The sequence below is a fragment of the Haemophilus seminalis genome, assembly GCF_006384255.1.
Lineage (GTDB): Bacteria > Pseudomonadota > Gammaproteobacteria > Enterobacterales > Pasteurellaceae > Haemophilus > Haemophilus seminalis.
On the sequence record NZ_VCED01000007.1, the window covers coordinates 23446 to 35943 of the forward strand.

At 37.1% G+C, this 12498-nt stretch carries 12 protein-coding genes and 2 tRNA genes; 11 read left to right on the plus strand and 3 right to left on the minus strand.

Going from position 1 to position 12498, the window contains the following annotated elements; translation table 11 throughout:
- Positions 1–3 precede the first annotated feature (3 nt).
- The 8 genes from murG (at position 4) to FE813_RS08825 (ending at position 9229) form a co-directional block, all read left to right on the plus strand.
- Positions 4–1059 (plus strand): undecaprenyldiphospho-muramoylpentapeptide beta-N-acetylglucosaminyltransferase, encoded by a 1056-nt coding sequence (gene murG / locus FE813_RS08790; protein ID WP_139990264.1) that lies wholly within the window; start codon positions 4–6, stop codon positions 1057–1059.
- A gap of 68 nt (positions 1060–1127) precedes the next feature.
- A complete protein-coding gene (murC, locus tag FE813_RS08795) occupies positions 1128–2555 on the plus strand; it encodes a UDP-N-acetylmuramate--L-alanine ligase (protein ID WP_139990265.1) in 1428 nt (475 codons plus the stop codon).
- Positions 2556–2674: 119 nt separating this feature from the next.
- Positions 2675–3595, plus strand: coding sequence for a D-alanine--D-alanine ligase (locus tag FE813_RS08800; RefSeq protein ID WP_139990266.1), 921 nt, complete (start codon positions 2675–2677; stop codon positions 3593–3595).
- Position 3596: 1 nt separating this feature from the next.
- A complete protein-coding gene (locus tag FE813_RS08805) occupies positions 3597–4361 on the plus strand; it encodes a cell division protein FtsQ/DivIB (RefSeq protein WP_139990267.1) in 765 nt (254 codons plus the stop codon).
- A 17-nt stretch (positions 4362–4378) separates the two neighbouring features.
- Complete coding sequence (gene ftsA / locus FE813_RS08810; RefSeq protein WP_048954118.1) at positions 4379–5656, plus strand: cell division protein FtsA; 1278 nt, start codon at positions 4379–4381, stop codon at positions 5654–5656.
- Between the two features lie 83 nt (positions 5657–5739).
- Positions 5740–6999, plus strand: coding sequence for a cell division protein FtsZ (gene ftsZ, locus FE813_RS08815; protein ID WP_139990268.1), 1260 nt, complete (start codon positions 5740–5742; stop codon positions 6997–6999).
- Between the two features lie 32 nt (positions 7000–7031).
- Positions 7032–7949 carry a UDP-3-O-acyl-N-acetylglucosamine deacetylase gene (gene lpxC / locus FE813_RS08820; RefSeq protein WP_048954116.1) on the plus strand — a complete coding sequence of 306 codons (918 nt, stop codon included), beginning with the start codon at positions 7032–7034 and terminating at the stop codon, positions 7947–7949.
- A gap of 122 nt (positions 7950–8071) precedes the next feature.
- On the plus strand, positions 8072–9229 hold the full coding sequence (locus FE813_RS08825) for a chorismate mutase (RefSeq protein WP_111407207.1): 1158 nt from the start codon (positions 8072–8074) through the stop codon (positions 9227–9229).
- Positions 9230–9358: 129 nt separating this feature from the next.
- Here the strand turns inward: FE813_RS08825 and FE813_RS08830 are convergent, their stop codons facing one another.
- Both FE813_RS08830 and rnhA read right to left on the minus strand, forming a co-directional pair.
- Positions 9359–10441: a porin gene (locus FE813_RS08830; protein ID WP_106013397.1), complete on the minus strand. Its 1083-nt coding sequence runs from the start codon at positions 10439–10441 to the stop codon at positions 9359–9361.
- A gap of 254 nt (positions 10442–10695) precedes the next feature.
- Positions 10696–11166, minus strand: coding sequence for a ribonuclease HI (rnhA, locus tag FE813_RS08835; protein WP_048954113.1), 471 nt, complete (start codon positions 11164–11166; stop codon positions 10696–10698).
- A 60-nt stretch (positions 11167–11226) separates the two neighbouring features.
- On the opposite strand from rnhA, the gene dnaQ reads away from it, so the two are divergent.
- The 3 genes from dnaQ (at position 11227) to FE813_RS08850 (ending at position 12262) form a co-directional block, all read left to right on the plus strand.
- Positions 11227–11997 carry a DNA polymerase III subunit epsilon gene (dnaQ, locus tag FE813_RS08840; RefSeq protein ID WP_139990269.1) on the plus strand — a complete coding sequence of 257 codons (771 nt, stop codon included), beginning with the start codon at positions 11227–11229 and terminating at the stop codon, positions 11995–11997.
- An 88-nt stretch (positions 11998–12085) separates the two neighbouring features.
- Positions 12086–12162 (plus strand) — tRNA-Asp (locus tag FE813_RS08845).
- A 23-nt stretch (positions 12163–12185) separates the two neighbouring features.
- Positions 12186–12262: transfer RNA gene (locus tag FE813_RS08850), tRNA-Asp, on the plus strand.
- 133 nt (positions 12263–12395) lie between these two features.
- Here FE813_RS08850 and FE813_RS10835 read toward each other — a convergent pair.
- On the minus strand, positions 12396–12455 hold the full coding sequence (locus tag FE813_RS10835; RefSeq protein ID WP_371316042.1) for a hypothetical protein: 60 nt from the start codon (positions 12453–12455) through the stop codon (positions 12396–12398).
- Positions 12456–12498: the final 43 nt, after the last annotated feature.

The window sequence follows — 12498 nt, forward strand, 5'->3', positions numbered from 1 at the left end:
AAGATGAAAAATAAAAAATTATTAGTAATGGCCGGTGGAACTGGCGGACATGTTTTTCCAGCAATAGCTGTCGCACAAACTTTACAGAAACAAGGATGGGATATTTGTTGGTTAGGTACAAAAGATAGGATGGAAGCCCAGCTTGTACCGAAGTACGGTATTCCAATTTATTTTATTCAAATTTCAGGATTGCGTGGTAAAGGCTTAAAAGCCTTACTTACTGCACCTTTTGCTATTTTACGTGCAATCCTACAAGCAAAAAAAATTATTCAACATGAGAAACCTGATGCCGTGCTTGGTATGGGGGGGTATGTGTCAGGTCCTGGTGGTATTGCCGCGAAGCTTTGTGGTGTACCAGTTATTTTGCATGAGCAAAATGCGATAGCGGGATTAACGAATAAGTGGTTAGCTAAAATTGCGAAGCGTGTATTGCAGGCTTTTCCAATGGCTTTTCCAAATGCAGAGGTTGTTGGGAATCCTGTTAGACAAGATTTATTTCAGATGTCCAATCCTGAAATTCGTTTTTCTGAACGTGGAGATAAATTACGTGTTTTAGTGCTAGGGGGAAGCCAAGGGGCGAGGGTATTGAATCATACGTTACCAAAAGTTTTCTCTAAACTCGAGAATAAATTAGATATTCGCCATCAAGTAGGGAAAGGTGCAGTAGATGAAGTGAAAGCGCTTTATGCAGAAAATGCTCATCGAGTTAAAATAACAGAGTTTATTGATGATATGGCAGAAGCTTATTCTTGGGCAGATGTGGTGATTTGTCGTTCAGGTGCATTAACGGTTTGCGAAATTGCTGCAGTTGGTGCAGCAGCTATTTTTGTACCTTTCCAACATAAAGATCGCCAGCAATATTTGAATGCTAAATATTTGGCTGATGTTGGTGCCGCAAAAATTGTGGAGCAAGTTGATTTAACGCCTGATATTTTGGTCAACTATTTAAAAAATTTCTCACGTGAAAATTTATTGCAAATGGCAATCAAAGCAAAAGAAATGGCAACACCATTATCAGCGCAACGAGTTGCAGATGTAATTATTGAAAATTCAAAGTAATAACAAAAACATTGTGAGTTTTTAACCGCACTTTAGTATTTTGCCAATAGGTCAAAAAGGAAATATAAATGAAACATTCCCACGAAGAAATTAGAAAAATTATTCCTGAAATGCGCCGTGTACAACAAATCCATTTTATTGGTATTGGTGGTGCGGGAATGAGTGGTATCGCTGAGATTTTATTAAATGAGGGCTATCAAATCTCTGGTTCAGATATTGCCGATAGCGTTGTTACTCAACGTTTAGTGCAGGCTGGGGCGCAAATTTATATTGGTCATGCCGCAGAGAATATAGAAGGCGCAAGCGTTGTTGTTGTGTCAAGTGCGATTCATGAAGATAATCCTGAGCTTATTGCTGCTAAGGAGAAACGTATCCCAGTTATTCAACGCGCACAAATGCTAGCTGAAATTATGCGTTTTCGTCATGGTATTGCTGTTGCAGGAACACACGGGAAGACGACTACTACTGCTATGATTTCCATGATTTATACCCAGGCAAAACTTGATCCAACCTTTGTAAATGGAGGATTGGTAAAATCTGCGGGTAAAAATGCTCATCTTGGTGCGAGTCGCTATTTAATTGCGGAGGCGGATGAAAGTGATGCTTCATTTTTACATTTGCAACCTATGGTTTCAGTGGTGACTAATATGGAACCAGATCATATGGATACGTATGAAGGCGATTTTGAGAAAATGAAAGCCACCTATGTGAAGTTTCTACATAATTTACCATTCTATGGTTTAGCCGTGATGTGTGCAGATGATCCTGTATTAATGGAACTTGTGCCAAAAGTTGGTCGTCAAGTAATTACCTATGGATTCAGTGAGCATGCGGATTATCGCATTGAAGATTATGAACAGACTGGTTTCCAAGGGCATTATGTAGTGATTTGTCCAAATGGTGAACGTATCAATGTATTATTAAATGTGCCAGGTAAACATAATGCCTTAAATGCAACGGCAGCATTGGCAGTAGCGAAAGAAGAGGGTATTGATAATGAAGCCATCTTAGAAGCATTAGCCGATTTCCAAGGGGCTGGTCGCCGATTCGATCAATTAGGTGAATTTATTCGCCCTAATGGAAAAGTACGTTTAGTAGATGATTATGGCCATCACCCAACAGAAGTTGGTGTAACCATTAAAGCTGCACGAGAAGGATGGGGCGATAAACGAATTGTGATGATTTTCCAACCTCATCGTTATTCTCGTACTCGAGATTTATTTGATGATTTCGTTCAGGTACTTTCTCAAGTTGATGCGTTAATTATGCTTGATGTTTATGCAGCAGGAGAAGCCGCAATTGTCGGTGCGGATAGTAAATCACTTTGCCGTTCTATTCGTAATTTGGGAAAAGTTGATCCAATTTTAGTTTCTGATACATCACAATTAGGCGATGTGCTTGATCAAATTATTCAAGACGGTGATTTAATTCTAGCGCAAGGTGCGGGAAGTGTGAGTAAAATTTCTCGTGGTTTGGCTGAATCTTGGAAAAATTAATATAGGCTCTTGGTTATTTATAATCATCCTCTGTTGAGGAACAGCTATATTTCCCATGAAATAGAATAGAAAGAAATCTAGGATATATTTTCCCTAGGTAATGACGAACAGGATAAAAAATGAACTTAAAAAAAGAAAAAATTGCTGTATTACTAGGCGGTACATCTGCTGAGCGTGAAGTGTCTCTTCAATCGGGGAAAGCCGTATTAGAGGCTTTGTTGAATCAGGGGTATAACGCTCATCCAGTAGATCCTAAAGAATACCCTGTTGCAAATCTTAAAAATGATGGTTTTGATCGAGTATTTAATATCTTACACGGTCGTGGTGGTGAAGATGGCACAATGCAAGGTTTATTAGAGCAAATTGGTTTGCCTTATACTGGTTGTGGCGTGATGGCTTCTGCGTTGACGATGGATAAAATGCGTACAAAAATGCTATGGAAGGCGTTTGGTTTACCTGTCGCTGAAATGGAAGTGGTTACACGTGAAACTTTTAATAATCTTAATTCTGAAGAGGTTGTGGCAAGATTGGGCTTACCATTAATGGTAAAACCGTCTTTAGAAGGATCTAGTGTGGGATTAACAAAAGTGAAAACCGTAGAAGCCCTAAAAAGTGCGGTAGAATTTGCCCTTAAATTTGATAATACAATTTTAATTGAAGAGTGGCTTGCTGGAGATGAGTTAACTGTACCTGTATTAGATGGAAAGGTTTTACCTGCTATTCGTATTGTACCTGAAGGTGAGTTTTATGATTATCAGGCAAAATACATTTCAGATAATACACAATATTTTTGTCCTGCAGGCTTAACGCCTGAACGTGAACAAGAATTAGCGCTATTAGTGAAACGTGCTTATGATGCAGTAGGTTGTCGTGGTTGGAGCCGTATTGATGTCATGTGTGATTCAAAAGGCAATTTCCGTTTAGTGGAAGTGAATACAAACCCTGGTATGACTAGTCATAGTTTATTTCCTAAATCAGCTGCGACAGTCGGAATTTCTTTTGAGCAACTTGTCGTGAAAATTTTGGAGTTAAGTGCATAATATGAACATTCTGAAAGGGAATACACCACAGAATATTCGTTTTGGCGAAAAAAAGTCCAAGTATTATTTTCACATCCGGGCTTTCTTTGCTTTGTTAGGCGCTTTGCTTGTGTTTAGCGTATATATTAATTGGCAAACACTTTTAGAAAAAATGGATGACAAACCCATGGGAGCATTTGCACTTATGGGGCAGAAAACATTTACGACGGATGCAGATATAAAAGAAAGCCTATTAAAAATGGGATCGTTAAAAGGCTTCTGGGGACAGGATGTTGAGCCTATTCAGGCTCAAATAGAAGCTTTGCCTTGGGTTAAGAATGCAATTGTTCGGAAAATATGGCCAAATCGTTTAAGCATTTGGGTAACTGAATATCAGCCTGTAGCATTTTGGAATCATAACCAGTTAGTCACACAAGATGGTGTTGTATTTCAGCTTCCTTTTGAAAGGTTGAATAAGCAAACGTTACCTTATTTAGGAGGGCCAGATTATCAAAGCTTAAAAGTTTTGGAGGCATGGAGTCAAATTTATGCTGATTTTAAGACCAAGAATTTAATGGCAAAAGGCATGACAATTGATGAGCGTGGTGCATGGCAGGTTACGCTTGATAATGATATTGTGTTAAGATTAGGCAGAGGTGAGTGGAAATCGAAACTGGAGCGCTTTGTAACGATTTATCCACAAATTGATGTACCAGAAAATAAAAAAATAGATTATGTAGATTTACGATATACGGCAGGTGCTGCTGTAGGTATGGCAGATAAATAAAATAACTAGGTGCAAAAATGGTTAAAGGTGTGGAAGCAAAAACGATTGTAGGATTAGAAGTTGGCACGTCAAAAGTTGTCGCAGTTGTTGGGGAAGTTTTCCCTGATGGTGTGGTAAATGTTCTTGGGATGGGAAGTTGCCCATCAAAAGGTATTGATCGTGGCAGTATTACTGATCTTGATGCTGTCGTCAATTCTATTCAACGTGCGATTGAAGGCGCTGAATCCATGGCAGACTGCCAAATTATGAGTGTGACTTTAGCAATTACAGGTGAGCATATTCAAAGCTTAAATGAAAGCGGCTTTGTCCCTATTTCTGATCGCGAAGTAACACAAGATGAAATTGATGCGGCACTTCACACTGCAAGTTCGATTAAATTGCCAGAAGGATTATCTTTATTACATATTATTCCACAAGAATATGCAGTAGATCGTCAATTTAATATCAAGAATCCTCTTGGTTTACAAGGTGTTCGATTAAAAGCTCAAGTGCACTTAATTGCTTGCCATCAAGATTGGCAAAATAACTTAAAAAAAGCTGTTGAACGTTGTGGTTTACAGGTTGATAAAGTTGTATTTTCTGGTTTTGCTGCTACCCATTCAGTATTAACTGAAGATGAAAAAGATTTAGGGGTATGCTTAATTGACTTTGGCGCAGGCACAATGAATGTGATGGTTTATACTAATGGTGCTTTGCGTTTTAGTAAGGTAATTCCTTACGCTGGGAATATTGTGACAAATGATATTGCACACGCTTGTACTATTTCACGTGCAGAAGCTGAGCGTGTTAAAGTTAATTATGCAAGTGCATTTTATCCAGCACGTTTACATGGCGATAAAAAAATTGAAGTGGCAAGTATTGGTGGTCGAGCACCTCGTTCTTTAACTAAAAGTGATTTATCCTTAATTACATCTGCGCGTTATACTGAACTTTTAGGTGTAGTAAAAGATGAATTAGATAAATTAAAGAAAGAATTAGAAGCAAAACATATTAAATTTGAATTAATTGCAGGTGTTGTGATTACTGGTGGTGGCGCACAAATTGAAGATTTAAAAGAATGTGCTTCAGATGTATTTAATTGCCAAGTACGTATTGGTAGCCCGTTAAATATTACTGGTTTAACGGATTATGTGAGTCGTCCACAATATTCTACAGTAGTAGGCTTATTACAATATAATCAAAGCAATAGTGATGATGATTTAATTTCGGGTAGTGATGATTCAGAGAGTGGTGTTTGGCAGCCAATTTGGCAAGGAATTAAAAAAATTGTCAATAAAGTGCGGTCAGAATTTTGATTATTTTGATTTTTCATCTACAATAAAGAGAATTTAGGTTTTATATATTGGGTCAGTTTGTCTGATCATAACGGAGAACATCAATGCTATACCCTGAGTACCCTGAGTACGACAATTTTAACGAGTCCGGCGCACTGATTAAAGTCGTAGGTGTGGGAGGCGGTGGCGGTAATGCCGTCAACCATATGGTTATGAATATGGTGAAACAAGAAATGGGTGGTACCTACTTAGGGGAAAGCACATTAACATCGGAAGAGCATGGCCGCATTATTTTCTATGCAGTAAATACTGATGCACAAGCTCTACGTAAAAGCCATGTTCAACAAACTGTACAAATTGGTGGAGAGACGACTAAAGGTTTAGGTGCAGGGGCAAATCCAAATATTGGCCGTAAAGCAGCGGAAGATGATCAAGAAGAAATCCGTAAAATGCTTGAAGGTGCAGATATGGTCTTTATTGCAGCTGGTATGGGTGGCGGTACAGGTACGGGGGCTGCGCCTGTTGTAGCGAGAATTGCAAAAGAATTAGGTATTTTGACCGTAGCGGTTGTTACTAAGCCGTTTGCTTTTGAAGGCAAAAAACGTATGCAATTTGCTGAATTGGGTATTAAAGATTTAGCGCAATATGTTGATTCAATGATTATTATCCCAAATCAACAAATTCAAAAAGTTCTCCCTAAAAACGCTAAATTAATTGATGCATTTGCTGCAGCAAACGATGTATTACGTAATTCTGTAATGGGTATTTCAGATATGATTACCTCACCAGGTTTAATCAACGTAGATTTTGCTGATGTAAGAACTGTTATGTCAGAAATGGGACAAGCAATGATTGGCTTTGGTTCTGCTGTTGGTTCTGCGGGTGAAGGGCGTGCTGAAGAAGCCGCTCGTATTGCCGTACGTAATGATTTATTAGAGAAAATCGATCTTTCAAATGCAAAAGGTATTTTGGTGAATATCACTGCGGGTATGGATCTTTCTTTCGAAGAATTTAATATTGTCGGTGAAACGGTGGGTAGTTTTGCTTCTGAAGATGCTACTGTCGTGATTGGTACCAGCTTAGTGCCTGAAATGACGGACGAAATCCGAGTGACTATTGTTGCAACAGGATTGGGAGATATCTCAGTTAATGAGCCAATTCAAGTTGTTCGCCCCGTACGCCAGCCACAAGATGTAAGTATTGTGCCAGATATTCGTCGTCCGGAACCGGTTGAAGAAACTAAAACAGTAGAAGAGGAATATCATCGTCCGCTTGATAAACCTATTACAGATCGTTTAGATATGTTTAAAAACAATGCTTTCTTTAACCCTGCAGCACAACGTGATGAAAATTCATCAAATTGATGTAGTATTGCCTGAAATTAAGGGTAAATAATATGATTAAACAAAGAACATTAAAACAAAGCATTAAGGTCACTGGTGTAGGCTTGCATAGTGGCAAAAAGGTAACATTAACTTTACGTCCTGCAATGCCAAATACAGGGGTTGTATATTACCGTACAGATTTAAATCCAGCTGTGGCATTTCCTGCTGATCCTAATTCTGTGCGTGATACTATGCTTTGTACTGCCTTAATAAATGAGCAAGGTGTGCGTATTTCAACAGTTGAGCATTTAAATGCTGCACTAGCAGGCCTTGGTATTGATAATATTATTATTGAAGTCGATGCTCCAGAAATTCCTATTATGGATGGTAGTGCAAGCCCATTTATTTATTTGTTACTGGATGCGGGTATTGAAGAACAAAACGCAGCGAAGAAATTTATTCGTATTAAAGAATATGTACGTGTAGAAGACGGTGATAAGTGGGCTGAGTTTAAGCCTTATAATGGTTTCCGCTTAAATTTCACTATTGATTTTGATCATCCTGCGATTGGTAAAAACGTGCGTAATTATGACATGGAATTTTCGGCTCAAGCATTTGTTCATCAAATAAGCCGAGCAAGAACCTTTGGTTTTATGAAAGATATTGAATATCTTCAATCTCAAGGTTTGGCATTAGGCGGTAGCCTTGATAATGCTATCGTGTTAGATGATTATCGTATTCTTAACGAGGATGGATTACGTTTCAAAGATGAATTAGTACGCCATAAAATGTTAGATGCGATCGGCGATCTTTACATGGCAGGCTATAATATCATTGGTGATTTCAAAGCTTATAAATCAGGACATGGTTTGAATAATAAATTGCTTCGCGCCGTTTTAGCTAATCAAGAAGCATGGGAATTTGTCACCTTTGAAGATAAAGCTCAAGTACCGCAAGGGTATGTAGCGCCTGTTCAAGTATTGATTTAATTCTTTTTTTGTTGAAAAAGCTATATTTCTGATAAGAAGTATAGCTTTTTTATTTAGTACGTATTTTAATTGTAAAGCGCAAAAGCGCGGTTAATTTCGGGAAGATTTTATAGGAAAACATTATGGCATTAGAATTATCAGAAATTCGGCAACAAATTACACAAATTGATCGTAGTTTGTTGAAGTTGCTGTCAGAACGTCATCGCTTAGCTTTTGATGTTGTAAGAAGCAAAGAAGTCACTCAAAAGGCTTTACGAGATGTTGAGCGTGAACAAGCGCTTTTGCAAGAATTGATTCAATTTGCTGAAAATGAGAACTATCAACTTGAGGCTCAATATATCACATCAATTTTTCAAAAAATCATTGAAGATTCAGTATTAACGCAGCAAGTTTACCTACAAAATAAATTAAATGAACAGCGTAGCCAAAATTTACATATTGCATTTTTAGGGAAACGTGGATCTTATTCTAATCTTGCGGCAAGGAATTATGCGGCACGTTACCAAAAACAATTTATTGAATTAGGCTGTCAATCTTTTGAGCAAGTATTTGAAAAAGTACAAAATGGTGAGGCTGATTTTGGTATCCTTCCTTTAGAAAATACTACTTCGGGTGCGATTAATGAAGTTTATGATTTACTTCAACATACAGAGCTTTCATTGGTGGGAGAGTTGGCTTATCCAATTAAACATTGCGTATTAGTCAATGATATGACAGATTTAAGCCAAATTGATACCTTATATAGCCATCCTCAAGTTATTCAACAATGTAGCCAATTTATTCATAGTCTTGAACGTGTTCATATTGAATATTGCGAAAGTAGTTCCCATGCTATGCAATTAGTTTCAAGTTTGAATAAACCTAATATCGCGGCATTGGGTAATGAAGACGGTGGAAAATTATATGGTTTGAATGTTCTGAAAACGAATATTGCTAATCAAGAAAATAATATTACACGTTTTATTGTGGTTGCTAAAACACCTCGAGAGGTTTCTTCTCAGATCCCAACAAAAACCTTATTGTTGATGACGACTTCACAACAGGTGGGATCATTAGTCGATGCCTTATTGGTATTTAAAAAACACCACATTAATATGACAAAATTAGAATCTCGTCCAATCTATGGTAAACCATGGGAAGAAATGTTCTATTTAGAAATTGAGGCGAATATTCATCATCCCGATACGCAACAAGCCTTAGAAGAGCTGAAAAATTATAGTAATTATTTAAAGATTTTAGGGTGCTATCCGAGCGAAATTGTTAAGCCTGTGAACATATAAGAAAAAGTGCGGTAATAAAATGCTATTTTTATTACCGTACTTCGTTATGACTAGATTTTGTTTACATGTAATAAGTAAAAAGGCGAATCATTTGATTCGCCTTTTATACAGTAGTCTTTAATCAACTAATTAGAAGTATACACGGATACCTACGCCAATAGCTTTATCTTTAACTTTGCTATCGTCTACGTATTTACCATCTTCGTCATAAGATTTAGTAACTTGATATTTACCTTCTAAGTAGGTTACTACTTGTTTATGAAGTTTATAGTCAATACCTAGTAAGAAACCGTGTTGTTTATCTTTAGAACTATCCGTGCCTTTAATTTGTTCATATTTATAGTTACCATATACTTTACTTAAGTCAGTAATTTGATATTGGAAACCTGGTGATACAAAGAAACGAGTTTCTTTTTTATCGGTATCTTTAAATTTGGTTTTTGCGTAACCACCATCCACAGAAAGAGTTACACCATTGAACTCATAACCTAAGCTAGCAACAACGCCATCTCTATGTTCTTTAGTTTCTGTATTGCCAGTTTTGTAATTTGTTCTACCAAACGCAGTTTTAGCAATTATGCCATCTTTTTCATATAAAGCACCAAATTGGTTTGAGTTTTGAACAGAACCTTCAAGTACTTCATTATTATCTTTGCGTTGTTCTGCAAATTGGTAACCAACCCCTAATTGTAAACCTTCAATACCATAGTAGTCGTAACGAACAACAGATTTTCCTTCTTTTGATACGTAATCACCTTGTTCAATTAGACCGTATGTTTTGTCTTCTGCTGTCACTACGTCATCAACAATAGTTACTTGACGACCAAAAGTTACTTGACCAAATTCTTTGTGGCCTAAACCAACATAAGCACGTTTCGTAGTTAAATTACCAAAACCATCGTTGTCTTTCTTTTTAAGACCTTTTTCATCACCATCAAAACGTACTTCAGTACGTGCTAATGCGTAATAGCCATCACCTAAATCATGACGTGCTTTAATTTCAAAACGAGAACCATCATTTTTCAATCCTGAATGAGTATGACGTTTTAAGTTCCCTGATTTATTAATACCATCTTGGTTAGATTTTTCTAAGTTGATACGTAAAGAACCGTTTAATTCAACTTTAGTACCTTCATTATTATAGATTACTGTCGCGTTCGCCGCTGAAGCTGCAAATGCACCAATGATTAATGCTGCAAGTGTTTTTTTCATAATTTGTATTCCTTATGGTTGTTTTACTATCTATGATTGAACTTTTTCCTTATATGGCAGTCCAACCGCCTAAATAGATGCGCAAATCATTGCAAATTCCTTTTTTTGTGTCAATCACTTCTATAGGCTTAATTTCCAAAAATTTGATCAAGATCACATTTTTCATTAGTTTTTGTTTATTTTGTGTTCGGATGAATGCTTTCGTAATCGTTTGCTTAAATAAAGTGGTATAAAAATACATCGAAGCTGGGGATTTATATTGAGGTTTCAAAATATCCTTCATCTTCCAATATTGGGTTCTCAGCCCCTTTTTTGGCTAATTCATCACAGATTTCATTTTCGCGATGTCCTGCATGGCCTTTTACCCATTGCCAATTGATTTGATGATGTTGAATGGCTTCGTTCAGCGCTTGCCATAAATCTTGATTTTTTACAGGTTTGCCTTGACTTGATTTCCAATTATTTTTTTTCCAATTGAAAATCCATTTTGTGATCCCGTTTTTCATATATTGGCTATCACTGTAAAGTGTGATTTGGCAGGGCTCTTTTAAAATATTCAGTGCTTCAATGACAGCACGAAGTTCCATACGATTATTTGTAGTTTTGAAGTAGCCTTTGGAAATGGTTTTTTCATGCTGCTTATAGCGTAAGACAATGCCAATTCCTCCTGGGCCAGGATTACCCAAGCAGGAGCCGTCAGTAAAAATTTCAATCTGTTTTTGCATAACAAAAGGGTTGTTGTGTAAAATGGTCCTCATTTTAAAGGAAAGAAATAGGTTGAACAAATGGTTAATCCAAATCGCCAAATTGTACTGGATACCGAGACAACGGGGATGAATCAATTAGGGGCGCATTATGAAGGACATTGTATTATTGAAATTGGTGCGGTAGAAATGATTAATCGTCGTTATACTGGCAATAATTTTCACTTTTATATTAAGCCTGATCGTCCTGTTGATCCTGAAGCAATTAAAGTTCATGGCATTACAGATGAAATGTTGGCAGATAAACCCTCATTTAATGAGATTGCACAGCCATTTTTGGATTATATTAAAGGCGCAGAATTATTGATTCATAATGCGCCCTTCGATGTAGGGTTTATGGATTATGAGTTTCGTAAGTTGAATCTTAATGTGAAAACTGATGAAATCTGCTTAGTTACAGATACGTTACAGATGGCGCGTCAAATGTATCCAGGTAAGCGTAATAGCTTAGATGCACTTTGTGACCGTTTGAATATTGATAATAGTAAACGTACGCTACATGGGGCGTTGCTAGATGCTGAAATTTTAGCTGATGTTTATTTGGCAATGACAGGCGGCCAAACCAGTTTGTTTGATGAAAATGATGTGAATGAATCACATTTTATTCGAACCATGTCAGGTAATAAAAATGCAGCTTTACGAAGTGCGGTGAATATTTCGCATAATTTGAAAGTATTACAACCGAGTGAAGATGAATTATTGGCGCATTTAGAATTTATTAAAATGATTAATAAAAAAAGCGGTGATAATTGTTTATGGGATAAACGTTTAGACAAAGAGATTATTCACTAATCGTTTAGGATTTAATCATACAATAAAAAAAATCATAAAAAAAGATTGACGAGATTTATGTTCGTCATTATGATACGCAGCACTTAGCGGAGTGGTAGTTCAGCTGGTTAGAATACCTGCCTGTCACGCAGGGGGTCGCGGGTTCGAGTCCCGTCCATTCCGCCAATTTAAAATTAATATCTTATCTCGGAGTGGTAGTTCAGCTGGTTAGAATACCTGCCTGTCACGCAGGGGGTCGCGGGTTCGAGTCCCGTCCATTCCGCCAATTAAGATAAATAAAGATAGCACCTAACGGTGCTTTTTTTGTATCTGAAATTTGCTTCATCCTTGACAAAAATAAAGTAAACTTTTAAGATTTGAAGAACTAGGGAGCTGCTACTCCCTAGTATGTCGTGTTATTAGTAAGTCGGTAAACTCACTAATAATAGTAGTACGACAAGGATAATGAGTTTAATCATTTTCTTATCCTCTTCAAACGTTGCGAAAAAGCGCAACACTCGC

Coding starts and splice junctions, on each gene's coding strand:
- murG (WP_139990264.1), top strand. CDS start 4: ATGAAAAATAAAAAATTATTAGTAATGGCCGGTGGAACTGGCGGACAT.
- murC (WP_139990265.1), top strand. CDS start 1,128: ATGAAACATTCCCACGAAGAAATTAGAAAAATTATTCCTGAAATGCGC.
- FE813_RS08800 (WP_139990266.1), top strand. CDS start 2,675: ATGAACTTAAAAAAAGAAAAAATTGCTGTATTACTAGGCGGTACATCT.
- FE813_RS08805 (WP_139990267.1), top strand. CDS start 3,597: ATGAACATTCTGAAAGGGAATACACCACAGAATATTCGTTTTGGCGAA.
- ftsA (WP_048954118.1), top strand. CDS start 4,379: ATGGTTAAAGGTGTGGAAGCAAAAACGATTGTAGGATTAGAAGTTGGC.
- ftsZ (WP_139990268.1), top strand. CDS start 5,740: ATGCTATACCCTGAGTACCCTGAGTACGACAATTTTAACGAGTCCGGC.
- lpxC (WP_048954116.1), top strand. CDS start 7,032: ATGATTAAACAAAGAACATTAAAACAAAGCATTAAGGTCACTGGTGTA.
- FE813_RS08825 (WP_111407207.1), top strand. CDS start 8,072: ATGGCATTAGAATTATCAGAAATTCGGCAACAAATTACACAAATTGAT.
- FE813_RS08830 (WP_106013397.1), bottom strand. CDS start 10,441: ATGAAAAAAACACTTGCAGCATTAATCATTGGTGCATTTGCAGCTTCA.
- rnhA (WP_048954113.1), bottom strand. CDS start 11,166: ATGCAAAAACAGATTGAAATTTTTACTGACGGCTCCTGCTTGGGTAAT.
- dnaQ (WP_139990269.1), top strand. CDS start 11,227: ATGGTTAATCCAAATCGCCAAATTGTACTGGATACCGAGACAACGGGG.